This window comes from Yoonia maritima, from assembly GCF_043641945.1.
GTDB classification, from domain to species: Bacteria; Pseudomonadota; Alphaproteobacteria; order Rhodobacterales; family Rhodobacteraceae; genus Yoonia; species Yoonia maritima_B.
Genome location: NZ_JBHZRX010000005.1, coordinates 16589 through 37743, shown reverse-complemented (window position 1 = coordinate 37743; position 21155 = coordinate 16589). Strand labels below are relative to the sequence as shown.

Annotated in this window: 23 protein-coding genes; 9 read left to right on the top strand and 14 right to left on the bottom strand. The window is 55.0% G+C overall.

Annotated elements, in window-relative coordinates; translation table 11 throughout:
* Complete coding sequence (locus tag ACHUEV_RS12290; protein WP_394180270.1) at positions 1-459, top strand: SRPBCC family protein; 459 nt, start codon at positions 1-3, stop codon at positions 457-459.
* Positions 460-571: 112 nt separating this feature from the next.
* Here ACHUEV_RS12290 and ACHUEV_RS12285 read toward each other — a convergent pair whose 3' ends face one another.
* Both ACHUEV_RS12285 and ACHUEV_RS12280 read right to left on the bottom strand, forming a co-directional pair.
* Entirely contained in the window at positions 572-1267 is a 696-nt protein-coding gene (locus ACHUEV_RS12285) for a M50 family metallopeptidase (RefSeq protein ID WP_394180268.1), read from the bottom strand.
* A 6-nt stretch (positions 1268-1273) separates the two neighbouring features.
* Positions 1274-2236, bottom strand: a complete 963-nt coding sequence (locus ACHUEV_RS12280; protein ID WP_394180266.1) for an acetyl-CoA carboxylase carboxyltransferase subunit alpha — start codon at positions 2234-2236, stop codon at positions 1274-1276.
* A gap of 137 nt (positions 2237-2373) precedes the next feature.
* Here ACHUEV_RS12280 and ACHUEV_RS12275 point away from each other — a divergent pair, with 137 nt between their 5' ends.
* Positions 2374-2799: a hypothetical protein gene (locus ACHUEV_RS12275; protein ID WP_394180264.1), complete on the top strand. Its 426-nt coding sequence runs from the start codon at positions 2374-2376 to the stop codon at positions 2797-2799.
* A gap of 10 nt (positions 2800-2809) precedes the next feature.
* Here the strand turns inward: ACHUEV_RS12275 and ACHUEV_RS12270 are convergent, their stop codons facing one another.
* The 5 genes from ACHUEV_RS12270 to smpB all read right to left on the bottom strand — a co-directional run bounded on the left by ACHUEV_RS12270 (position 2810) and on the right by smpB (position 7046).
* Positions 2810-3766 (bottom strand): L-malyl-CoA/beta-methylmalyl-CoA lyase, encoded by a 957-nt coding sequence (locus tag ACHUEV_RS12270; RefSeq protein WP_394180262.1) that lies wholly within the window; start codon positions 3764-3766, stop codon positions 2810-2812.
* Between the two features lie 168 nt (positions 3767-3934).
* Positions 3935-5119, bottom strand: coding sequence for an amino acid aminotransferase (locus tag ACHUEV_RS12265; RefSeq protein ID WP_394180260.1), 1185 nt, complete (start codon positions 5117-5119; stop codon positions 3935-3937).
* Positions 5119-5985 carry a 3-mercaptopyruvate sulfurtransferase gene (sseA, locus tag ACHUEV_RS12260; protein ID WP_394180259.1) on the bottom strand — a complete coding sequence of 289 codons (867 nt, stop codon included), beginning with the start codon at positions 5983-5985 and terminating at the stop codon, positions 5119-5121. Before sseA ends, ACHUEV_RS12265 begins: the two co-directional genes overlap by 1 nt.
* A 191-nt stretch (positions 5986-6176) precedes the next feature.
* Entirely contained in the window at positions 6177-6458 is a 282-nt protein-coding gene (locus tag ACHUEV_RS12255; protein ID WP_394180257.1) for a hypothetical protein, read from the bottom strand.
* A 114-nt stretch (positions 6459-6572) separates the two neighbouring features.
* Entirely contained in the window at positions 6573-7046 is a 474-nt protein-coding gene (gene smpB / locus ACHUEV_RS12250) for an SsrA-binding protein SmpB (RefSeq protein WP_394180255.1), read from the bottom strand.
* A gap of 106 nt (positions 7047-7152) precedes the next feature.
* On the opposite strand from smpB, the gene ACHUEV_RS12245 reads away from it, so the two are divergent.
* The 3 genes from ACHUEV_RS12245 to ACHUEV_RS12235 all read left to right on the top strand — a co-directional run bounded on the left by ACHUEV_RS12245 (position 7153) and on the right by ACHUEV_RS12235 (position 10050).
* Positions 7153-7596, top strand: coding sequence for an ion channel (locus ACHUEV_RS12245; protein WP_394180253.1), 444 nt, complete (start codon positions 7153-7155; stop codon positions 7594-7596).
* Complete coding sequence (locus ACHUEV_RS12240; RefSeq protein WP_394180251.1) at positions 7593-8786, top strand: winged helix-turn-helix domain-containing protein; 1194 nt, start codon at positions 7593-7595, stop codon at positions 8784-8786. Before ACHUEV_RS12245 ends, ACHUEV_RS12240 begins: the two co-directional genes overlap by 4 nt.
* Before the next feature lie 67 nt (positions 8787-8853).
* The gene (locus tag ACHUEV_RS12235) at positions 8854-10050 is read left to right on the top strand and encodes a hypothetical protein (RefSeq protein ID WP_394180249.1); all 1197 of its coding nucleotides are present in this window, start codon (positions 8854-8856) and stop codon (positions 10048-10050) included.
* Between the two features lie 47 nt (positions 10051-10097).
* Here ACHUEV_RS12235 and dapA read toward each other — a convergent pair whose 3' ends face one another.
* Positions 10098-10970, bottom strand: a complete 873-nt coding sequence (gene dapA, locus ACHUEV_RS12230) for a 4-hydroxy-tetrahydrodipicolinate synthase (RefSeq protein ID WP_394180644.1) — start codon at positions 10968-10970, stop codon at positions 10098-10100.
* 147 nt (positions 10971-11117) lie between these two features.
* On the opposite strand from dapA, the gene ACHUEV_RS12225 reads away from it, so the two are divergent.
* Complete coding sequence (locus ACHUEV_RS12225) at positions 11118-13133, top strand: lytic transglycosylase domain-containing protein (RefSeq protein ID WP_394180247.1); 2016 nt, start codon at positions 11118-11120, stop codon at positions 13131-13133.
* On the opposite strand, the gene ACHUEV_RS12220 is transcribed toward ACHUEV_RS12225, so the two are convergent.
* Positions 13130-13993 (bottom strand): DMT family transporter, encoded by an 864-nt coding sequence (locus ACHUEV_RS12220; protein WP_394180245.1) that lies wholly within the window; start codon positions 13991-13993, stop codon positions 13130-13132. The two genes, ACHUEV_RS12225 and ACHUEV_RS12220, sit on opposite strands and share 4 nt — an antisense overlap.
* The gene (gene mnmC2, locus ACHUEV_RS12215; protein ID WP_394180243.1) at positions 13983-14666 is read right to left on the bottom strand and encodes a tRNA (5-methylaminomethyl-2-thiouridine)(34)-methyltransferase MnmC2; all 684 of its coding nucleotides are present in this window, start codon (positions 14664-14666) and stop codon (positions 13983-13985) included. The genes ACHUEV_RS12220 and mnmC2 overlap by 11 nt, the downstream gene beginning before the upstream one ends.
* Positions 14667-14714: 48 nt before the next feature.
* Here mnmC2 and ACHUEV_RS12210 point away from each other — a divergent pair, with 48 nt between their 5' ends.
* The gene (locus tag ACHUEV_RS12210) at positions 14715-15719 is read left to right on the top strand and encodes an NAD(P)/FAD-dependent oxidoreductase (protein WP_394180241.1); all 1005 of its coding nucleotides are present in this window, start codon (positions 14715-14717) and stop codon (positions 15717-15719) included.
* A gap of 3 nt (positions 15720-15722) precedes the next feature.
* Here ACHUEV_RS12210 and ACHUEV_RS12205 read toward each other — a convergent pair whose 3' ends face one another.
* Positions 15723-16382: a hypothetical protein gene (locus tag ACHUEV_RS12205; protein ID WP_394180239.1), complete on the bottom strand. Its 660-nt coding sequence runs from the start codon at positions 16380-16382 to the stop codon at positions 15723-15725.
* A 45-nt stretch (positions 16383-16427) separates the two neighbouring features.
* Here ACHUEV_RS12205 and ACHUEV_RS12200 point away from each other — a divergent pair, with 45 nt between their 5' ends.
* On the top strand, positions 16428-17108 hold the full coding sequence (locus ACHUEV_RS12200; protein WP_394180237.1) for an endonuclease/exonuclease/phosphatase family protein: 681 nt from the start codon (positions 16428-16430) through the stop codon (positions 17106-17108).
* Between the two features lie 97 nt (positions 17109-17205).
* Here ACHUEV_RS12200 and ACHUEV_RS12195 read toward each other — a convergent pair whose 3' ends face one another.
* A complete protein-coding gene (locus ACHUEV_RS12195) occupies positions 17206-18216 on the bottom strand; it encodes a helix-turn-helix domain-containing protein (RefSeq protein ID WP_394180235.1) in 1011 nt (336 codons plus the stop codon).
* Between the two features lie 144 nt (positions 18217-18360).
* Here ACHUEV_RS12195 and ACHUEV_RS12190 point away from each other — a divergent pair, with 144 nt between their 5' ends.
* Positions 18361-19419: an alpha/beta hydrolase family protein gene (locus ACHUEV_RS12190; protein WP_394180233.1), complete on the top strand. Its 1059-nt coding sequence runs from the start codon at positions 18361-18363 to the stop codon at positions 19417-19419.
* Between the two features lie 84 nt (positions 19420-19503).
* Here ACHUEV_RS12190 and ACHUEV_RS12185 read toward each other — a convergent pair whose 3' ends face one another.
* Both ACHUEV_RS12185 and ACHUEV_RS12180 read right to left on the bottom strand, forming a co-directional pair.
* Positions 19504-20241, bottom strand: a complete 738-nt coding sequence (locus ACHUEV_RS12185) for a class II aldolase/adducin family protein (protein ID WP_394180231.1) — start codon at positions 20239-20241, stop codon at positions 19504-19506.
* The gene (locus tag ACHUEV_RS12180) at positions 20241-21071 is read right to left on the bottom strand and encodes a bifunctional allantoicase/(S)-ureidoglycine aminohydrolase (protein WP_394180229.1); all 831 of its coding nucleotides are present in this window, start codon (positions 21069-21071) and stop codon (positions 20241-20243) included. The genes ACHUEV_RS12185 and ACHUEV_RS12180 overlap by 1 nt, the downstream gene beginning before the upstream one ends.
* Positions 21072-21155: the final 84 nt, after the last annotated feature.

Here is a 21155-nt window from a genome sequence, read left to right as displayed (position 1 = left end):
ATGCCAGAAAAAAAGAAATCACGTCATTTTACAGTGGTTGTCCGCCGAGAATTTCCGATGTCAGCGGAGGATGCCTACTCCGCTTGGACAGACCCAGAAATCCGAAGAAGTGTCTTAGCCCATGGCCGCTACAAAAATGGTGTGAAAGAAGTATCTGTTTCAGTAGGCGGTCTTGAACGATACGAAGATCGTTGGAAAAATCGCCTTTATGGAGCAACGACACGACGTTACCTGATCCTCCGGCCTGCTAAGATGATAGTCGCTCAATCAGAGACAAGCGTCGAAGGAGATATGTTCGACCAGCACTTCGTTAAGCAGGAACTTCTCTTGTTTAAGACTAAAGACGCAAGTTGCGAAATCGTCGCTTCCGATCAATGCATTTCAATCGAGCCGTCGTTTGTTCATTCAGCGGAAGCTAGTCTCACAGAAACTTTCGATATCTTTGCCAATATGCTGTAAGCATACACTGAGAGGGCGACCATTTAGGTCCGTTTTGTCCGCTTAGAAGGCATTGAGACACAATGCTCAACTTTCTTATACGCAAGGGTTCGGAAGACTTTCGGTGCCAAACCTACGTGTGTGACCTTGTCCACTGTGGTAGTGGAATGTTGCTGTTCCTTCCAAGGCCATAGCGCAGGCAAAGCCCGATTACGCCGATGCTGATGATCAGCCAGATCATCCCCCACATGATTGTCGCGCCGCCGAATTCTTCGGCCAGCATCCGTGCGTCTGACCGTAGCTGGGACCGCAGAATGGTATCGCTGATAATGTCATAGGGCACGTAGAACATGCTGCTTAGGCCGATAACACGCAGCAGGAGGTCATTCACGGCATGCCCAAATTTCCACGCAAGTATGAGCATCGCGCTGCCCATTGCCACGGTGAAGGACATTGCGAATGGCGTGCGAATATAGAGTAGGGTGATCAATAACATCGCGGCGCCAAGGGCTGCCATAATCATCCGATCAGCGTTCGTACGCATTGCGGCGATTAACAGTCCGACGCCGATTAAAAGCGACCCCAAGTAACCAGAAGTCAGGGCAATGAAACGGTTCCCGCCACGGCTCCAGACCGCGCCGCCTTGGTTCTGGTTGATCGAAAAATCGACGATCTCACCGCCAGTGAAGAGGACGGCAATCGCATGGGATAGTTCGTGCAAAAACACGATCAAAATCTTAAGCGGGACCATCGCGGGTGTCCGCCATAGGGCGAACACTATGGCGGTGAGAAGGATCAGTTGCCAATGTCCGGTCACAAAGGCCCGCATCAGTGATTAAGCCGCCAGTCCTTTTGAACCTAGCTTAAGGTACTTATTGCGACGATCAGCGCGCAGTTTTTCAGGGGATTTCCCTTCAAGCTCAGCCAATAGCGTTTTCAGTTTTGCGCCAACGGCACTGATCGCTTTTTCTGCGTCACGGTGCGCGCCGCCTTTTGGCTCTGGGATGATCGCATCGCAGACGCCCAATTCTTTCAGGTCTTTGGATGTCAGACGCAGGGCTTCGGCTGCTTCGCGCATCTTGCCGCCATCTTTCCATAGGATTGATGCGCAGCCTTCGGGGCTGATCACCGAATAGATCGAGTTTTCGAGCATCGCGACACGGTTTGCTGTCGCAAATGCAACGGCACCACCAGAACCACCTTCGCCGATCACAACGCTGATCAGTGGAACGCCAAGCTCAAGACATTTCTCTGTTGAACGCGCGATTGCCTCTGACTGACCACGCTCTTCGGCACCTTTGCCGGGATAAGCGCCGGGGGTGTCGACTAGTGTAATAACTGGAATGCCGAACCGATCAGCAAGGTTCATCAGGCGGATCGCCTTACGGTAACCTTCTGGGCGGGCCATGCCAAAGTTACGCTCAATCCGCGATTTTGTATCGTTACCCTTTTCGTGGCCAATCACCATGACAGGTTTGCCGTCCAAACGTGCGATTCCGCCCATGATGGCGTGGTCGTCAGCAAAGTTCCGGTCACCAGCCAGTGGCGTGTATTCAGTGAACAAGGCATTGATATAGTCAATGCAATGCGGGCGTTCTGGGTGTCGGGCCACCAGACATTTACGCCAAGGGCTAAGGTCCGCGTAAAGCGACACAAGAAGATCAGCCGCCTTTTTATCAAGCGCTTTAGCTTCTTTTTCGACGTCCATTTCGGGATTGTCCCTAGCCATGGCGCGCAGTTCTTCTGCTTTGCCTTCAATCTCAGCCAGAGGTTTTTCGAAATCGAGATATTGTGTCATGCGCTGTGCCAACCTTGTTACGATAGCTGTGGGATATATGGCGCAAGGTCAGGCTGATGGCAACGGGAGCCATAAGATGTTTACAATTGTGGACGATGTCCGCAAAAACGACACGTATTCTTTTTGAGGAGCAGATTATGCGGATTATTGGTCTTGTTGGTATTATGGCGTGTTTCGCTGGTGGCCCGGTTATGGCTCAAAACATCAACTTCGGCGACGATAGCAGCCAATGGGCTAATGACGGAGAATGTGATGACGGTCGCTTTACAGGTCCTGGGCTGACCTCGACGCCGTTGTTGCAAGAAGATGTGCTTGGTGATGCGGCAGATTGCAAAGCGGCGTTTGACGCTGGACGGCTGACTTTGGCGGGTGTCGCCGCAGATGGGACAATTGATTTTGGTAATGACAGCGGTCAGTGGGCGAATGACCAAGAGTGTGACGACATGCGTTTCGCAGGCCCTGGCATGACGTCAACGCCATTGTTGCAAGAAGATATTATGCGAGATGCAACAGATTGCAGAACTGCGTTTAACGCAGGTTCACTGACCCTTGCAGGTCAGTGAACCGAACGTCTTAGCCCGCAATCATCTCTGACTGACGCACAATGACTTCGGCTTGCTTGATCGATGCGATATCGACCAAGCGGCCTTTGTATACGGTCGCACCTTCGCCACGTGCCTTGGCGTCTTCCATCGCGGCAAGGATTTCGCGGGCCTCGGCAACGGCTTCCTCTGACGGCGTGAATACCTCGTTGGCGAGTGCAATTTGTTTTGGGTGGATCGCCCATTTGCCAACCATTCCCAGTGTTGCTGAGCGGCGCGCTTGTGCACGATAGCCTTCATCGTCAGAGAAATCACCAAACGGGCCGTCAACGGGAAGAACGCCATGAGTACGGCAAGCGGCGACAATCGCCGTCTGCGCCCAGTGCCACGGGTCAGAATAGTGCCGTGTGTCGCCATGCAGCATGTAATAGTTTTCTTGCGTTCCACCGATCCCAGTTGTCTGCATACCCATAGAGGCCGCGAAATCCGCAGCGCCTAGTGACATGGCTGCAAGGCGAGGTGAGCTTGCCGCGATTTCTTCGACGTGCGCTATGCCAGCCGCAGATTCGATGATGACCTCAAAACTGATTGGTTTTGTCCGGCCCTTGGCGGTTTCAATCGCAGTTACCAGTGCATCGACAGCGTATACATCCGCAGCGCAACCCACCTTGGGGATCATAATCTGGTCCAAACGGTCGCCGGCTTGTTCTAGCAAATCAACGACATCGCGATACCAATAGGGGGTGTCGAGACCGTTGATCCGTACGCTCAGGTACTTTGTGTTCCAATCGATTGTGTTGATTGCCTCGATGATATTGGCGCGGGCGGTATCCTTGTCTGATGGGGATACGCTGTCTTCAAGATCAAGGTTGATCACATCAGCAGTACTTGCTGCCATTTTTGCGAATAGCTTAGTGTTTGAACCCGGTCCAAACAGTTGGCAGCGGTTCGGGCGAGCAGGCGGAGTAGGCTGAAGACGGAATGACATGGTGTTTCCTTCGTGCATCAAAATTACGAATTGGTCGCCATTCGGGGTATAATGTTGCGCGATGGATCGCAAGAAAATTATGCGCCCGCAGCAAATTACGCTGCGGGCGCATAAAAATTCTAGAATTTTTATCGGCAGAAGGAATTTCTAAAAATTCCTTCGCAGGGATTAAATACCAGCGTCGACGATTGCTTTTGCAAGAACCGGAACCGTTTTTGCGTTTAGACCGGCGATGTTCATGCGGCTATCGCCAACCATATAGATGCCGTGCTCCGCGCGAAGCTGCTCGACCTTTTCAGGTGATGTACCCAAGCGGCTGAACATTCCACGGTGATCAGCAAGGAAATTGAAGCGGTCACTGTTTGTGAGACGTTTCAGTTCGTCCGCAAGCTGTTGACGTAGCGCAAGCATGCCATTGCGGGTTTCTTCCAGCTCGGCTTCCCAGTCGGCACGCAGTTCGGGATCCGTCAGGATCGTGGTCACAACGCGTGCGCCGTGATCTGGCGGGAAGGAATAGTTCTGACGGTTCAGATATGCGAGCGTCTGCTGCGCAAGCGCCTTTTGATCAGCATCTTTTGCGACGGCCATCAGAATACCAGTACGTTCGCGGTAAACCCCGAAGTTCTTTGAACAGCTTGCCGCGATCAGCACATTGTCGAAACTGCTTGCGATCCGGCGCGTGGCTACTGCGTCGGCGTCTAAACCATCACCGAAACCTTGGTAGGCGATATCAACAAGTGGAACCGCGCCTTTGGCCTGAAGCTTGGCAATCACTTGATCCATCTGGTCAAGTGTTAGGTTCGCACCGGTCGGGTTGTGGCAGCAGCCGTGAAGCAGAACAACGTCTCCAGCAGCGATGCCATCGAGGTCCGCCATCAAGCCGTCAAAATCAACGCCACGGGTTTCTTCGTCAAAATACCGATACTCGGCCATTTTCATGCCAAGGTATTTGATGATCGACGGGTGGTTCGGCCATGTTGGGTTGGAAAGCCAAACAGTCGCGTCAGGTGCAGCCATTTTGATCAGCTCAAGTGCCTGACGAATTGCGCCTGTACCGCCCGGTGTTGCAACTGCAGCAACGCGTTCGGCTGGAACGCTGTCAGCCAGTACCAATTCACGCATCGCTGTGCCAAATGCAGGATCACCGGCAAGACCAGTGTAGGCTTTGCTGGTCTGGTCTGCCAAAATCCGACGCTCGGCCTCTTTGACCGCACGCATCACGGGGGTGTTGCCGCTGGCATCTTTATAAACGCCGACGCCCAGATCGACCTTATCGGTGCGCGGGTCTTCTTTGTACTTGGCCATCAGGGCAAGAATTTTGTCGGCAGGTAGGGCTGTAAGGTTTTCCAGCATTAAGCGGCTCCGGTAGCGATTGGAAGGTCGGCGTACATGCCCCATTCGGACCATGAGCCGTCGTAAAGTGAGTGGTCGGTTTTGCCGATCCTCTCGAGGGCGAGCGATAGGATCGCGGCAGTCACGCCGGATCCACAGGTGGTGATAACGGGCTTTTGCATATCAACGCCTGCATCTGTGAAAATCGTGCGCAGCGCATTTGCTTGCTTCATCGTGCCGTCAGCGTTCAGCAAGTCTTGGTAAAAAACGTTCCGCGATCCCGGGATATGTCCAGAACGCAGGCCTTCGCGCGGCTCTTCGATCTCGCCACGGAAACGCGCGGGCGAACGCGCATCGACGATGTTATGATCCTTCAGTTTCGCGGCGCGCGCGACTTGGGTCACGTCCTTCACAAGATCGGGACGCTGCTTGACCGTCATATGTCGATCGCGGATCGTCGCAGGTGTCTTTGTCGTCTTGTGGCCATCGGCGATCCATTTCGGCAACCCGCCATCCAAGACGGCGATATTGGTCTGCCCCATGAGGCGGAAAAGCCACCAAACACGAGCGGCGGAAAACAGCCCACTTCCGTCATAAACAACCACCTGATGGCCGTCACCGACACCCATTGCACGCATACGTGACATGAATTTTTCGACCGGTGGGGCTGTATGCGGTAGCTCGGACCGTAGGTCGCTGATCTCGTCTATGTCGAAAAACCGGGCGCCGGGGATGTGGCCATTTTCAAACTCGGCGCGTGCATCACGGCCTGCATCTGGCAAATACCACGATGCGTCGAATATACGTAAATCGGGATCTTTAAGATGCTCGGAGAGCCAGTCTGTGCTGACCAGTGTTTTGGGGTCATCGGGCGCAGATTTTGTCATGGCATTCACCTTTCGTGGCAATTGCCGAAGGGGTAGCCTGCGCTGTGTATTATGACAAGTAGGGCTGCGGGCCTAGGTCAGCGGTAATGTGACATAATTATTCAAATCGCATGTATTTGGTGCGATCTGCCCCTTAAAACGCATTGCGCCCCCGTGAATTAACGGAGGCGCAAGTAAGCTGTCTTGGCGTATTAGCTGGACATCTTGCTTTTGATCATACCGACAATCGCAGTTACGATTGCACCGCCACCGGCGCCACCAGCAATCTGTGTCACCATGCCCATGATGTCACCGCCGCCGCCAGCGGCCGCTGCGCCGCTACCCAACATAGCAATGAGGCTACCGCCACCAGCGCCGCCAACTAGGCCTGCAACTGTGTTGCCGATTGTACCCAGCGACAGGTTCTTCATTGCTGCGCCAGCTGCGTTGCCACCAACAGCACCCGAGATGAGCTGAATAATCATCTGTTCCATAGATAGTCCCTTCCAAGTGGATCGTTATTTATACTGCGTCGGTCTGATCCGTTACCGCGCTTGGAAGGAAGGTTAACCAATGATTCGGATTCAGCAAAGGTTTTCCTGCGACAATTAGTCCCCGTGGCGAAGCAGGCGTTGTTTCTGGCGGCCCCAGTCACGTTTTGCTTCGGTCGCACGCTTGTCGTGGTTTTTCTTACCCTTAGCGATCCCGATTTTCAGTTTCACTAGTCCGCGGTCATTAAAATACATCACCAGCGGGACCAAAGTCATGCCTTCGCGCTTGGTCGCGTTCCAAAGCTTCGACAGCTCTTTGCGACTGACCAAAAGTTTGCGTTTGCGACGTTCTTCGTGGCTGAACATCGCGCGATCGTAAGGCGCGATATAGGCGTTCGTCAGCCACAGTTCACCGTCATCAACTGACGCATAGCTGTCAGCAATGTTCGATTGGCCGATGCGCAGCGATTTCACCTCGGATCCATGCAATATGATCCCGACTTCAAGGTCGTCCTCAATCGCATAATCGTACCGGGCACGCCGGTTTTCCGCGATGACTTTGTAATTCTTATTTTCTGGTTTCTTTGCCATGATTGCGTTGAGATAGGCCAAGTTGAGGTGCGGAACAAGTGATTGCGGCTTTGCATTGTTATTCACGTGGTTATGGTGGCGTGAAGAAACACAAAGGTCTTGGCTGATGTTCGTCCAACTCGCGCTGGGTTCAGCGCTTTCGCTGCTATCGATTGCTATCGCGGGCTTTAGCTTTTGGGTGATGGAGGGGTTGATTTTGCGTCTTCATCCTTGGCTGACCCGTGAACCGCATCGTCCAAAGCTCATGCTAATGCTTTGCTTGGCGTCTGTTTGGATACTTGGCCAAATGACAGCAGGCGTCTGGATATGGGCGCTGACATTGCGTGGGCTTGGCATTTTTGATGCCATGGAACCCGCAGTCTATTTCTCGTTGGTTGCATTCACCACGCTTGGGTTCGGGGACATCCTATTGCCGATGGAGTGGCGTTTGCTGGGCGGTTTGGCTGCCGCAAACGGATTGCTAAACATTGGCATGGTCACGGCGTTATTGGTCGAGGCATTGCGCCAGGTCCGCCTTCAGCAACTTGCGACTAGAAAGCATTCTGAATGACCGCTCCTATTCTGACGAACACACGTGCCCGACATGTTTTCCTAGAAAGGCATGGTCTAACATCGCGTCCCACTGGACCGGGTAAAGGCGCGGATTTGGCGGCCGCTATTGATGATCTTGGTTTTGTGCAGCTCGACAGCGTGAACACATTCGCCCGTGCGCACGACCTAATCTTATGGTCGCGCCGACAACAATATCGTCCTGCCGCGCTGCAAAACCTGCTGCACCGGGATCGGCAAGTGTTTGAGCATTGGGCCCATGACGCCGCTGCGATCCCTATTGCCAGTTTTCCACATTGGCGTCTGAGATTTCAACGCGACGAAGCCCGGCTGGCAAATCGATGGAAGGATGGCCGGCGCGACGACTTTATGTCTAAGACCGAAGAAGTCCTGCGTCGTATATCGGACGATGGCCCCTGCACATCGGGGCAGGTTGGCAAAGACGAAAGCCGTGGTTCCGGCGGTTGGTGGGATTGGCACCCGTCAAAGACAGCGCTCGAATTCCTGTGGCGCTCTGGGCAATTGTCGGTCCTGCGCCGCGATGGCTTTACCAAAGTCTACGACCTGACTGAACGGGTCATTCCCGATGCTTTCCGTGCTCGCCAGCCTGATACGCAAGACACAATCGAATGGTGCTGCGCTGGCGCATTGGATCGTTTGGGGTTCGCCACGAGTGGCGAACTGGCGGCGTTTTGGGATAACGTCACACCGGCAGAGGCAAAAGCATGGTGCACAACCGCGCTAGCCGATAACCGTATTATTGAGGTGGACGTCGAAGGTGTTGATGGCAAGTTACGTCGGTCCTTTGCGTGGCCCGATGTGATGGACCGGCCCGTCGCGGCACCGGTACCGCGCCTACGCATCCTTTCCCCGTTTGATCCCGCACTGCGTGACCGTAAACGGGCAGAACGGTTATTTGGTTTCCACTACCGGATCGAAATCTTCGTACCCGCGCCGCAGCGCAAGTACGGCTACTACGTGTTTCCTGTGATCGAAGGAGACCGACTAATCGGCCGGATCGACATGAAACGCGATAATGGCGTCTTGGCCATAACTGCTTTTTGGCCCGAAAACGGGGTGCGCATGGGGGCAGGGCGACAAAGCGCTTTGCACGCAGAGCTAGAGCGGGCCGCGCGATTTGGCGGGTGTAATGACATTACTTACGATCCAGACTGGCTGCGTGAACGTTGATCAAATAAATTATTGAACGATGTTCATATTCATGTTAAGCCGCGATTAAGCAAACGCGGAGGCATTAATGTATTACGTTGCTGAAACAGGAAAACTGGTTGCCGATGGGGTGATTAACCCCGCGCAGGCGGTCGAAATCAAACATCGGGCGCGCGCTGCGATGATTGGGCTTTGTGTTAACACACTACTCATTGCCGGGATACTGGCCGCGACGCTGGGGCTCGTGTTCTATCTGGCCAGCCCACTGAGCGTTGCAATCTCTGGCGGACTATTTCTTGGGGTCGGGTTATTGATCCTCCGGTTTGGGACAGCAGTCTATCGGATGTTTGGCAACGCAAGCGCGCTCATCGGTGCAGGGATGCTGATCAGCGGTTCTGGCATTGAATTGCTAGACAAGTACCAAGGCCAAGCAGGCCCCGTCATGTTCGCAATGGGCGGTATCATTGCCGGGCTTTGCGCATGGCGGTTCGCCAAGGCGTTACCTCACTTGCGCTTTTCGTATGGGGCAGTCCTATTGATGGGGGCGGCCATGCATTTGTGCGGGGCATATGCCTTTGCAAATGAATACGCCTACAACTACCCCGATTGGGTCTATTCGTTTCTGCATTTCTACGCATTCGCAGTAATTGCCGCTTGTGGGGTGCTTCTTGATATCCGATTCGTGACGGCACTTGCAATCGTTCCGTTCGCTCAGATGTTGGATACAGGCACTGGCTATTTTCACGCCGCATATGCATTCTACTCACCCGAACCGACGCTTAGCATTCTGCAAATGGCGGCGCTAATTGGTCTGTGCCTATGGGCTGCGAACCGTTGGACCGGGCGGCTCGCGCGCAATGCCGGCATTCTAGCAATCATGGGATTTGTCGTCGCGAACCTTGCGTTTCTGGTTGGCAGCCTATGGGGAGATGTCATTGGTGAAACGCTTTGGGGACCAAATTCCTACTATTATTACAACGGCAGCTACGAAAACTGGCAGCAAGCGCAAGACGCTTTCAAAGAAACCACGCTTGTGATTGGCGAACATGTGTTTAGCGTCGTCTGGGCGGTGATCTTGGTCGGGTTGATTGCGTGGGCTGCCATGACCAACCGTCGTGGACTGTTTAACGCCGGGATGACCTTTGCAGGTATCCACGCCTACACCCAAATGTTTGAAAGCTTTTACGACCAGCCACTTGCATATGTAATCGCTGGCTTGGCCGCTATTCCGATCGCGTTTGGACTATGGAGACTGAACCACGTGTGGTTCGCAACCGCAGACTAACGCGATGAAACCGTAGGGTGGGTTTTAACCCACCCTGCTTTTTGCGCTTAGTTCAGCAAACCAGCGTGCACCATTGCGGCACGCATTTTTTCTTTGGTGCCATCAGTTAGTCCAGTCAGAGGTGAGCGGACGTCTTCGCTGCATAGACCTAGCAACGACATACCGTATTTCGCACCTGCTACGCCGGGCTCTGTAAAGATCGCTTCGTGCAGAGGCATCAAGCGGTCCAGTTGGGTCAACGCTTTGTCGTATTCGCCAGCCAGCGTGCTTTCTTGGAATTCGGCACACAGCTTTGGTGCCACGTTCGCAGTCACCGAAATGCATCCGCAACCGCCGTGGGCGTTAAAGCCTAGCGCAGTCGCATCTTCGCCGGATAGCTGCAGGAAATCAGTGCCGCATGTCATGCGTTGCTTTGGCACGCGGGACAGGTCGCCAGTCGCGTCTTTGACGCCGACAATCATCTCTAGTTTGGCCAGTTCGCCCATCGTTGCAGGTGTCATATCGACAACCGATCGACCGGGGATGTTATAGATGATGATCGGAAGACCACAGTCAGCAGCCGCACTGAAATGTGCGATTAACCCAGCCTGTGTTGGCTTGTTGTAGTAGGGTGTCACCACCAGCGCCGCATCAGCACCCGCAGCTTTCGCTGCTTTGACCAAACGTACAGTTTCGACTGTGTTGTTCGAACCCGCGCCCGCAATCACAGGAATACGGCCAGCGGCGGCTTCGACCACGCAAGCAACGACAGCGTCGTGTTCACTATGTGTCAGTGTTGGGCTCTCGCCAGTTGTCCCGACTGGGACCAAGCCATGTGACCCCTGATCCACATGCCAGTCCACCAGCTTTTTCAGCGCATCAGTGTCCACTTGGCCGTCTTTAAACGGCGTGACGAGGGCGGGGAGTGACCCTTTGAACATGACACGCATCCTTGTTGCTGTGGGCATTGAATCGCCCGGTAAAATCGCGCGGACACTAGACGGGTTTCTGCCGATTGCCAAGTTTGTGAGTTGTTATTACCAGCCGCAACGCTAGTTTATTTGAAAACAGACGGTGCGGTGACTCTGATGCGAGATATAACCTTTGCGATGGCCGTGACATTCCTGTCTGCGCCACTGATGGCCCAAGAGGTCGACCCAAAGGCAGTTGCCGCGTTAACTGCAGCCAGTGTTGACTGGGATGCCGCCTACAATCTGGCTTCGCAAGCGGACCCTTTGACGGCCGAAGTTCTAACATGGTTGCGGTTACGTGATGGTGACGCTGATTTTCAGGACTACCGTCGTTTTGTTTCTGCGCATCCGGATTGGCCGGGTCTAGATCGGCTGCGTGCTAAGGCCGAACCTTTGATTGAAAAGGGCCATCCGGCTGATGAAGTCATCGCATGGTTTGCCGATAATCCGCCCCAAACCGGCGAAGGTGCCACCCGCCTCGCCGAAGCCTTGATGACCAGCGGACAGGTTGACAAAGCGCATGAATATCTACGGACGGCTTGGCTTGAACTTGGGTTAACTGACGATGGCCAAGACGCGTTGATGTCTGCCTTTTCAGATGTGTTAGCACCCTATCACGTGGCGCGCACTGACGCGATGCTGTGGCGATCCCGGCGGACCGATGCGACTCGCATGTTGCCTTTGTTAGAGTCTGATCAGCGCGCGCTAGCTGAAGCGCGCATCGGCTATATCGCGGGCAAACGGAATATGCTGCCGCTTTACGAAGCAGTCCCTGCGTCCCTGCGCGAAGACCCAGGATTCGCATATGACCGCTATAATTGGCGCGCGCAGCGTGGTGATTGGACCGATGCGGTTGCGATGCTTCGCGAGCGATCAACTAGCCGCGCGGCGCTGGGCGACCCATTCCGCTGGGCAGGCTGGCGTCGTGTTCTTGCGCGCTGGGAAATGCGCGAAGGCAGGGCCGAACAAGCTTACCTCATCGCTTCACGCCATTATCTGGATGAAGGTGCGTTTTATGCCGATTTAGAGTGGTTATCCGGTTATCTCGCGCTGACATATCTTGGCGACCCATCACGCGCTTTAGAGCATTTTGAAAAGGCGTCGGCGGCTGTGTCCGGTCCGATTTCTAGCAGTCGGATGCAGTATTGGATGGGCCGAACGCATGCGGTCATGAATAACGCGGATTTGGCCACGCTTTCTTATGGCGCAGCGGCAGCGCATCAGACAGCGTTTTACGGTCTGCTGGCCGCCGAAAAGCTGGGCCGTCCGCTTGATCCGTTTCTCGTCGGGACAGACGTCGAATGGAAGGGAGCGCTCGTCTTTGAACGAGAGCTGACAAAGGTCGCCTTCATGCTGTTGGCTGGCGGTGAACGTGGCGCAGCGGTGACGTTCTTTGCAGAGCTGGGCAAGACACTATCGCCAGTAGAGTTGGCACAAGCCGGTGCCTATCTCGATCACTTAAACGAGCAATATTATACTCTATTACTGGGAAAAACGGCAGTCACGCGGGGGATTGTCATCCCATCACTTTATTACCCTATCCATGATTTGGCAGAGATGGACCTGCCGGTTGACCCGGCGCTTGCCTTATCGATTGCCCGGCGCGAAAGCGAATTCAACACAACGATCGGCAGCCCTGTCGGTGCTCTTGGGTTGATGCAGCTTATGCCGGGCACCGCTGAGGAAGTCGCCGGACTGCTGGATATGCCCTATTCGCGTGGCCGGCTAACGAATGATTGGCGCTATAATGCTACGTTAGGGTCGCAGTATTTGGCGGGACTGCAAGAACAGTTTGGGCCGACGCCCGTGATGATTGCTGCAGGTTATAACGCCGGGCCGGGCCGTCCGCGTACGTGGATGGAAGAACGTGGTGATCCGCGTTTGCGTGAAATGGATGTAATAGACTGGATCGAACACATTCCATTTCGCGAGACACGAAACTACGTGATGCGGGTGACCGAAAGCCTGCCAATCTATGAGGCACGGTTAACCGGTAAAACGGGACCGATTGCGTTCACTGATCTGCTCATCGGTGAAAAGCCATTGCTGCGCCCAAGGGCCCGACCCGAGCGCCAGCCGCAGGAAGAAACACCGACACAGCAGCGGCCAGTTGCCCGACCCGAAGACGGCTAAGACTTTTGTCGTGCCCTCCACAGGGTAAACAGCCCCGCTGCAATAACGATTACTGTGCCCAACGCCACATTGGGCCGTATGGTCTCACCCATAATAAAGACGCCAATAGCGCTGGCAAAAACCAGTTGTAGATATGCAAACGGTTGCACGGCGCTGGCTTCGGCAACTTCGTAGGTTTTGATCAACAGCCAGTGGCCAGTGGCGCCAGTAACGCACAGCGTCGCCATCCATGCCCAATCTTGGCTCGTCATTGGTTCCCATGACCATGCGCCGACAATGGTCATAACGACAGCACCCGCGACGCCCGTCCAAAAGAACGAGGTCACCGTTGTATCTTTGCGTGACGCGTATCGGGTCAAAAGGCCGTACAGCGCGAACATTAATGCCGCGATCAAAGGGATCACCGCAGCTGGCGCAAAGACAGCATAGCCCGGCTGTAAAATGACCAGCACACCGACAAAGCCTATCCCAATGGCAGTCCAACGTCGCCATCCGACCTGTTCGCCCAACACCGGGCCAGATAGGGCTGCGATCAATAGCGGGTAGCATGCGAAAACAGCGTGGCTTTCGACCAGTCCAAGTGCCACGAACCCCGTGACCATCACGCAGATTTCAAGCGACAGCAAAACGCCCCGCGTGATTTGCAGGATCGGCTGCTTTGTGGCCGCGGCCTTTCTGATGGATCCAGATTGCTTTCTGGCGATGGTGATGACGAAGGCCGCAAAGAACCAGTACCGGATCATCACGATCATCAGGACGTTGTAGTTCCCTGCCAAATGGCGCGAGATTCCGTCTTGGATCGCAAACACGAAAGTGGTGGCGATCATGAACATGATGCCAAGGCGCGCGTTATTCTGCATTGTCGATCCTTGCGCGAGTCATGTGGCGTTTGCGCCCATATCCGGGTGTGCGGGTCACGGTGAACCCTGCGGCGGCCAGGCTTTGGCGGACGTGGCCAGCCGCACTATAGGTCGCGGCCGTGCCACCGTAGTTGGTGTGTTCACCGACAGCACGTAAAAGGTCTGTTCCCCACAGTTCAGGGTTCTTGGCGGGTGAAAACCCATCTAGGAACCATGCGTCTGCGCTGGCGTCCCAAGCGGGAACCGTTTCACGGGCATCCCCCACAATAACATCAAGCAATGGACCGCCCGGTAATTGTGTTGCCCCGTCGCCCGGCGACCAATGGTCTAGCAGGACGGCTGCATATTCGGCGACCTCCGGGAAATGCGCTAGTGCGGCTCGCATGTCTTCCTTTGCCATCGGAAAGGCCTCGAAAGACGTAAACCGCAATTGGCCGGGACGCCCTGCCTGATCCCACAGCGCCCAAGTCACCAATAGGTTTAGGCCTGTACCAAAGCCAAGCTCGGCAATCTGAAACGTGCCGCCAAATCGGGCGGGCAGGTCGTTTCCGTCCAAAAACACATGCCGTGTTTCGGCCAGCCCATTATCAAGCGAGTAGTAAGGATCATCGAATTGGGTCGAGATCGGCACACGGCCGTCCCGCCAGTCAAGTTTTGCGGTCTGGTTTGTCATGAGGTCATGCCTTAGGAGTCAGCCCATCTTTGGGCGGAAGGAACCGGAATGGCAACGGCTGATGTGACAGTAATGGGCGCTGGCGTTTTTGGACTATCGGTGGCCTATGCCTGTGCGCGGCGTGGCGCGAAGGTCCAAGTGATCGACCCAAATGGGGTTGCTGCAGGTTCAAGCGGTGGTGTCGTCGGCGCACTGGCACCCCATGTCCCCGAGAACTGGAATGAAAAGAAAGCGTTTCAATTCGAAAGCCTGATCATGGCTGAACAGTTTTGGGCCGAAGTAGAGTCTATTTCAGAGTCTAACGTTGGCTATTCACGGTCAGGGCGGCTTCAGCCCTTGGCCGATGAACGGGCCGTTTCACTGGCGCGTGATCGGGCGATCACTGCCGCAAAGCTTTGGGAAGGCAAAGCGATTTGGGAGGTCGTCCCCGCAGGCCAAGGCGATTGGATGCCGCCATCGCCCACCGGCCTGTTGGTTCGCGATACACTGTCCGCATTGATCCACCCACGCCGCGCGACCCGCGCTTTGGCTGACGCGGTGATTGCGCTTGGCGGTTCCCTCGATACGACTGGCACGGCTTCAGGGCAGGTCGTTTGGGCGACAGGGTGGAAAGGCGTCGCAGAACTGGGCGGCGGCGGCGTCAAAGGTCAGGCTGCAGTGCTTGAATTCAATGCGTCAGGCAAGCCGCAGCTATTTGCAGACGCGCTACACATCATTCCGCACAGCGACGGCACGGTTGCAATTGGGTCCACGTCTGAACGGGAATTCGGCGATCCAACGGCCACTGATGATCAGTTGGACGATGTGCTAACCCGTGCGATCGCGGCGTTTCCAGTGCTGAAAAATGCACCTGTGATCGAACGCTGGGCAGGCGTGCGCCCGCGCAGCCGTAGTCGTTCCCCGATTCTTGGGCGGCACCCCACACGCGCTGGCGAATTCGTCGCGAACGGTGGCTTTAAGATTGGCTTTGGTATGGCTCCAAAAGCAGGCGAGGTAATGGCCGACCTGTTGCTAAACGACCGCGACAACATACCGGCCGGGTTCCACCCTTAAGAGCTATTTCCGCAGCCGGTCCTTGGACTTGCGGTACAGTCGTTTATTCATTTCGACGAACTGATGGATCAGAATGGTCGTAACGCCAGTACGATGCCCTTTCAGAAAGACGTAGCCCGACAGTGCGCCCAACAGGGCGCCGACGCTATCAACAAGCAAGTCACCCATCGTGTCCTGAAGCCCTGATTTCTGCATATTCAGTCCAAAGGTCAGGTCCATCAGGTATTCGAAATTTTCCCACATAGTACCGACGGAAATCGCCACGCAGAACGCCATAAAAGCGATCGCGGCGGGCGGGGCAGCGTAGCGATCCCCCTCGAATAGCATGAAAACGAACAAGAACCCGATCAGTCCAAACCCAACTGCGGACCCGCCATGTAGGGCGATATCCCACCACCAGACCTTCTCATAAAAATCGAACGCTTCGCCCATAAAAACGGTCGCAAAGGTGAACAGGGTCGTTGCAACAAGAAACGGCAGAGGCAGTGTCAGGTTAAGGCGAGAGGCCAAGAATATCGGCGCAATTGCCAACGCTAGCGTGCTGAATGCGACAAACGCCAAGGACCAACGCCCTGCAAACATGGCCACAATTGCCGAAAGCAACAGTAACCCCCAAAGCACGAGCATAACCCTGCTTTGTTTCAGAACCTTGTCAGTGATCATGGCTTGGCCTTTTCATTTGAAGGTCGCGCCCCCATCTTTCTTAACATGTCTACATTTAATAATGGCCTTCGGGTCGCGAGTTACAACATAAGAAAAGCCAAAGGTTTGGATCGCAGGCGTGATCCGATGCGTATTGTGCAGGTTCTCAATGGCCTAGAGGCCGACGTGATTGCCCTGCAAGAGGCGGATTTACGACTGGGTGCGCGCCCCGGTGCGCTGGCCCGAAACGTGATCGAGGCCGAGACCGATTTCGAAATCGTCCCTGTCGCGCGTAATGCCGTCAGCCTTGGCTGGCACGGCAACGCGATCTTGGTCCGTAAGGGCATGAAAATTGGCGCGGTCACGCATATCGACCTGCCGGGATTAGAACCACGTGGCGCTGTCCGCGTTGATCTGCCTGCCTTCAGTTTCGTCGCCGCCCATCTTGGGCTCTTGCGGCGTCACCGCGTGCGGCAGCTTCACGCAATTGCCAAAGCCGTCGAAGGGGCTGAACGCGTTATCGTTGCAGGAGATTTCAACGAATGGTCCCCGCACAAAGGGTTAGAAGCGTTAGGCCAGTTCAACGTCCACGCCCCCGGCCACAGCTTCCACGCAGCACGACCCATCGCGGCATTGGATCGGATCGCAATGTCATCAAAAATAGAGTTACGCGACGCAGGCGTCGTGCAAGAAGGACCGGCGAGACATGCATCGGACCACCTGCCGATATGGGCGGATGTTGTTTAAAGAAATACGTGCCACGAATGACGGTAGTGAGCCCAAAGTGCATGATGCTGCATGATGCGCGAATGTCGGCTTCTGTTCGCGGCCACGGGATAGCTCTCTATTGTTGACCGAATTTGCGCCGCCACTCCGATGGGCTTTCTCCTGTTATCCGTAGAAATTCACGGTTGAAGTTCGATTTTGTAGCGAACCCGGCCGCCAGTGAAACGTCAAGGACAGTGCGATCGGTATCCTTTAACATCGTACATGCGTCCTCAATGCGAAACGTGTTTACGAATTGCGAAACGCTCATCTTGCGCTGCCGATTAACCGCGTTTGATACCTGACGGTCAGGCACCCCGACGCGGCGGGCCAGGCGTCGCAGACTAAGATCTTCGCTGCGGTGCAGGTTGTGATGCTTGAACAGGTCTTCAAGCCGCGCGACGATATCACTGTCGGCCTCGGTTGCTTCTATTTCAGGCGCAGGGGTTTCGGCTTCGTTGGCCGTCTGCTGTGTGGCCCTGCCAAATACGCCGGCGCCCCCAATGATCAGGACGAAGGCAGATTGTACAAACGTCAGAACCAGACCAGCGTTCTGCCCGTCGGTTTTGACGAAGTCATAAATCACATAAACATCCGTCAGCCCCGAAGCGACCAAAGCCGCGCCTGTTACATATATAGCGGTCAAAATCTCGCGGACGTCGTTGATTGGCGAAAGCGACAGATGATCGACACCTCTCCAACCCAGCCGCAAAAGCGAGATGCCAAAGCCGATATAGGTCATCAAGATCATCAGATCAGCCGCGTTGGGTGCAACCATAAAGACCAGCCAATTGAGCGCGACAACGCCCAAAGGCCAAATTTGCCAGCGCATGTGCTGACCCGAAAGCGTTTTGTAGGCAAGATAGGCTGCAGCGGGCAAGATAGGTGCCAGTAGAACGGTAAAGACGGCCACCTCCTTAATCTCGTACCCCCACCGCAAGGTCGAGAGCAATGATTGCACCGTATAAAGACCCACCAGCAGCGCAAATAATTGGTGCGCGCGTACCCACATGTCGCGGGTCAAGACAAAGCGCCCAAGGAGCAGCCCCAAAAACAATGTGGCGAACAAAGGCAATGGGACAAACAGCATCTTAACGCATTCTTTCGAGGTGAATTGGGCTGACGTTATCCTTGAACGCGATATGAGGCGACCTCGAACGTGTTTTAGGACGCATGGGTGTGCAATCTGCGTCACACCTATTGGCATCAACCATCGAACAGACGGAGAAAGACGATGCCAATATTCAAATCAATCACAAAAATCACCGCTTTCGTCGGTGCGATTGGGCCGGCTGGGTGGGCAATATATGACCTTACCCGCCCGCCCTATGACGGAACAGCCGGCATTACCTATAGCGCGGCCTATGCACCGGTGCGCGGTGGCGAGGTTGACTTTGCCATTTGGTATCCGGCCAACCCTGGCGGCAAAGCCGTTACCGTTGGTGGCAACGGCGTGTTCTATGGCACGCCCGCTGGCCGCGGTGCGCCGCATCGAGAGGGCCGGTTTCCAGTTGTTGTCATTTCGCACGGTGCGGGTGGTAACGCAGGACAATTCGGATGGATCGCGTCAGAACTGGCGCAGGCGGGCTATGTTGTTGTTCTGCCCAACCATCCCGGGACCACGACTGGTAATGCCTCGGCTGAGGCTGCGGTCAGGGTTTGGGAGCGTCCGGCCGACGTGTCCGCCGTCCTTGACGAACTGACCGCGAACACTGAAGACTATCCATATATTGATCCCGACCAAATTTCGGCGCTTGGGTTCTCGGCGGGTGGCTATACGGCCTTGGCTTTAGCGGGTGCACGGGTTGATCCAGATCGTCTGCACCGGTTTTGCGACGACACGGATCACGGTATGTCAGATTGTGCATTTCTGGCGCACTTTGGTATTGACCTGCACAGCTTTGATTTATCACCCGCGGGACAGGATTTACGTGATCCAAGGATCACTGATGCGGTTATCGTTGATCCGGGGATTGTCAGCACCCTGACGGCTGAAAGCTTGGCCGAAATTGCGATACCGATGCAGGTGATCAATCTGGGCGACGATGGCACCATACCGGCGGGCGTTGACGCAGGTGTCGCGGCAGCGCTAATCCCGCACGCACAATACACGCTTGTCCCAGATTCCACGCACTTCAGCTTTTTGGCGCAATGCAAACCATCAGGCACGCGGATATTGAAAAACGAGGGCGAACTTGACCCGCTTTGCGATGACGCTGGAGGGCAATCCCGCGCTGATATTCACTCAGCTCTGGTCGGTACTATCATCGGTTACTTGCAACGCGAGACCTAAACCTAAAGCTACCAATGGAAATTGTCATTCGGATGGTAGCTTTGTCCGCAAAGCGGTTATTCTTTTAACGACAAATTTGACCAGTCAGTCCCGATAATCAGACCCTTCTTGATCCAATATCGCGCACATTGCCTCAAAGTGTTGATCCCATGTTTCCATCGGGTAGTCTTCCCAATCGCGGGCGGTTTTTTCGGCGATGTCATCGCTTAGAACCTTTAACGGTAACCCTGTTGCAGCGGCTTTAAGGTACGTACCGCAGGCGCGTTCAAAGTAGTATAATTCATCAAAGGCGCGCGCGACACTTTCGGCAGCGGCCATCACACCATGGTTGCCCATCACCAGAATGCGGTGCGGGCCAAGGGTTTTGGAAATCCGCTCGCCCTCTGATCCTAATCCCATACCGCCGTATCCGTCGTCATATCCATAGTGCCGGAAAAATCGTGCGGTGTTTTGGTCGATGGGCGGAAGTTCCGCCCCAACAATACATGATAGCGCCGTGGCGTTGTCGGCGTGTACATGCAGGCAGGCACGGGCGCGTGGCTCATGACGGTGGAACGCGCCGTGGATCGCCCAAGCCGTGGAGTCAGGCGCATTTTCTTGACCAACCGTTGGAGCAGGGCCATCAGCGTTGCACAGGATCAGGTCAGACGCTTTGATGCGGCTAAAATGCAGCCCTGCTGGGTTAATCAAAAACGTCTTACCATCGTCGGAAACCGCGAGGCTAAAGTGGTTTGCGACTGCTTCGTGCCAACCTTCGCGAAACGCGAGGCGGAACGCGGCGGCAAGTGCGCAGCGTTCTTCGTAGTAATCAAGTTCTGGCATTATTTGGGCCTACCTAGCGGCATGTGCCGGTTCACGTCTTTGTACAATAAATACCGGAATGGTCCCGGGCCGCCTGCATAGCAGGCTTGTGGGCAAAACGCGCGCAACCACATGAAATCACCGGCTTCGACTTCGACCCAGTCTTGGTTCAGGCGGTACACGGCTTTGCCTTCTAAGACGTACAGTCCGTGTTCCATGACGTGGGTTTCGGCGAATGGTATGACGCCGCCGGGTTCCAACGTCACGATGTTCACGTGCATATCGTGGCGCATGTCTGTTGGCTCAACGAAGCGTGTTGTGGCCCATTTACCGTCAGTGTCCGGCATTTCGATTTTCGTCGTATCCGCTTCATGCGTGACGAAAGGTTCCGGCGCGTCGATCCCGTCGACGGCCTGATAGGTTTTGCGGACCCAGTGGAATGTTGCCGGGGCGTCGGTGTCGTTCGACAGTGCCCATTCACAGCCCGCCGGTAGGTATGCATAGCCGCCTGTTTTCAACCGATGAGTTTCGTCGCCGATCCGCAGGGTAAACCCACCGTCGACAACAAATAGCACCCCTTGGGCAGTTGCATCAGGTTCTGGGCGCGTGCTGCCACCACCGGGTGAGACTTCCATGATGTACTGGCTAAAAGTTTCCGCAAATCCCGACATTGGCCGCGCAAGAACCCAGGCACGGGTCTTTTCCCAATGTGGCAGGTAGCTGGTCACGATGTCAGTCATCGTGCCCTTGGGTATAACCGCGTAGCTTTCGGTAAACATTGCGCGGTCGGTCAGCAGTTGGGTCTGCGGAGGTAGCCCGCCCTTGGGGCTATAGTATGGTGCGTTTGTCATGGATTTATCTCCCTTAGGGGCAGTTAACGGTACCCTCGTCCCAAGCGATAGGGGGAAGCGCATGAAAGGATTTAGTTGGAATCT

What these genes read in the sequence shown, in the direction of transcription:
- ACHUEV_RS12290 (WP_394180270.1), top strand. Translation starts at nt 1, where the DNA reads ATGCCAGAAAAAAAGAAATCACGTCATTTTACAGTGGTTGTCCGCCGA.
- ACHUEV_RS12285 (WP_394180268.1), bottom strand. Translation starts at nt 1,267, where the DNA reads ATGCGGGCCTTTGTGACCGGACATTGGCAACTGATCCTTCTCACCGCC.
- ACHUEV_RS12280 (WP_394180266.1), bottom strand. Translation starts at nt 2,236, where the DNA reads ATGACACAATATCTCGATTTCGAAAAACCTCTGGCTGAGATTGAAGGC.
- ACHUEV_RS12275 (WP_394180264.1), top strand. Translation starts at nt 2,374, where the DNA reads ATGCGGATTATTGGTCTTGTTGGTATTATGGCGTGTTTCGCTGGTGGC.
- ACHUEV_RS12270 (WP_394180262.1), bottom strand. Translation starts at nt 3,766, where the DNA reads ATGTCATTCCGTCTTCAGCCTACTCCGCCTGCTCGCCCGAACCGCTGC.
- ACHUEV_RS12265 (WP_394180260.1), bottom strand. Translation starts at nt 5,119, where the DNA reads ATGCTGGAAAACCTTACAGCCCTACCTGCCGACAAAATTCTTGCCCTG.
- sseA (WP_394180259.1), bottom strand. Translation starts at nt 5,985, where the DNA reads ATGACAAAATCTGCGCCCGATGACCCCAAAACACTGGTCAGCACAGAC.
- ACHUEV_RS12255 (WP_394180257.1), bottom strand. Translation starts at nt 6,458, where the DNA reads ATGGAACAGATGATTATTCAGCTCATCTCGGGTGCTGTTGGTGGCAAC.
- smpB (WP_394180255.1), bottom strand. Translation starts at nt 7,046, where the DNA reads ATGGCAAAGAAACCAGAAAATAAGAATTACAAAGTCATCGCGGAAAAC.
- ACHUEV_RS12245 (WP_394180253.1), top strand. Translation starts at nt 7,153, where the DNA reads ATGTTCGTCCAACTCGCGCTGGGTTCAGCGCTTTCGCTGCTATCGATT.
- ACHUEV_RS12240 (WP_394180251.1), top strand. Translation starts at nt 7,593, where the DNA reads ATGACCGCTCCTATTCTGACGAACACACGTGCCCGACATGTTTTCCTA.
- ACHUEV_RS12235 (WP_394180249.1), top strand. Translation starts at nt 8,854, where the DNA reads ATGTATTACGTTGCTGAAACAGGAAAACTGGTTGCCGATGGGGTGATT.
- dapA (WP_394180644.1), bottom strand. Translation starts at nt 10,970, where the DNA reads ATGTTCAAAGGGTCACTCCCCGCCCTCGTCACGCCGTTTAAAGACGGC.
- ACHUEV_RS12225 (WP_394180247.1), top strand. Translation starts at nt 11,118, where the DNA reads ATGCGAGATATAACCTTTGCGATGGCCGTGACATTCCTGTCTGCGCCA.
- ACHUEV_RS12220 (WP_394180245.1), bottom strand. Translation starts at nt 13,993, where the DNA reads ATGCAGAATAACGCGCGCCTTGGCATCATGTTCATGATCGCCACCACT.
- mnmC2 (WP_394180243.1), bottom strand. Translation starts at nt 14,666, where the DNA reads ATGACAAACCAGACCGCAAAACTTGACTGGCGGGACGGCCGTGTGCCG.
- ACHUEV_RS12210 (WP_394180241.1), top strand. Translation starts at nt 14,715, where the DNA reads ATGGCAACGGCTGATGTGACAGTAATGGGCGCTGGCGTTTTTGGACTA.
- ACHUEV_RS12205 (WP_394180239.1), bottom strand. Translation starts at nt 16,382, where the DNA reads ATGATCACTGACAAGGTTCTGAAACAAAGCAGGGTTATGCTCGTGCTT.
- ACHUEV_RS12200 (WP_394180237.1), top strand. Translation starts at nt 16,428, where the DNA reads ATGTCTACATTTAATAATGGCCTTCGGGTCGCGAGTTACAACATAAGA.
- ACHUEV_RS12195 (WP_394180235.1), bottom strand. Translation starts at nt 18,216, where the DNA reads ATGCTGTTTGTCCCATTGCCTTTGTTCGCCACATTGTTTTTGGGGCTG.
- ACHUEV_RS12190 (WP_394180233.1), top strand. Translation starts at nt 18,361, where the DNA reads ATGCCAATATTCAAATCAATCACAAAAATCACCGCTTTCGTCGGTGCG.
- ACHUEV_RS12185 (WP_394180231.1), bottom strand. Translation starts at nt 20,241, where the DNA reads ATGCCAGAACTTGATTACTACGAAGAACGCTGCGCACTTGCCGCCGCG.
- ACHUEV_RS12180 (WP_394180229.1), bottom strand. Translation starts at nt 21,071, where the DNA reads ATGACAAACGCACCATACTATAGCCCCAAGGGCGGGCTACCTCCGCAG.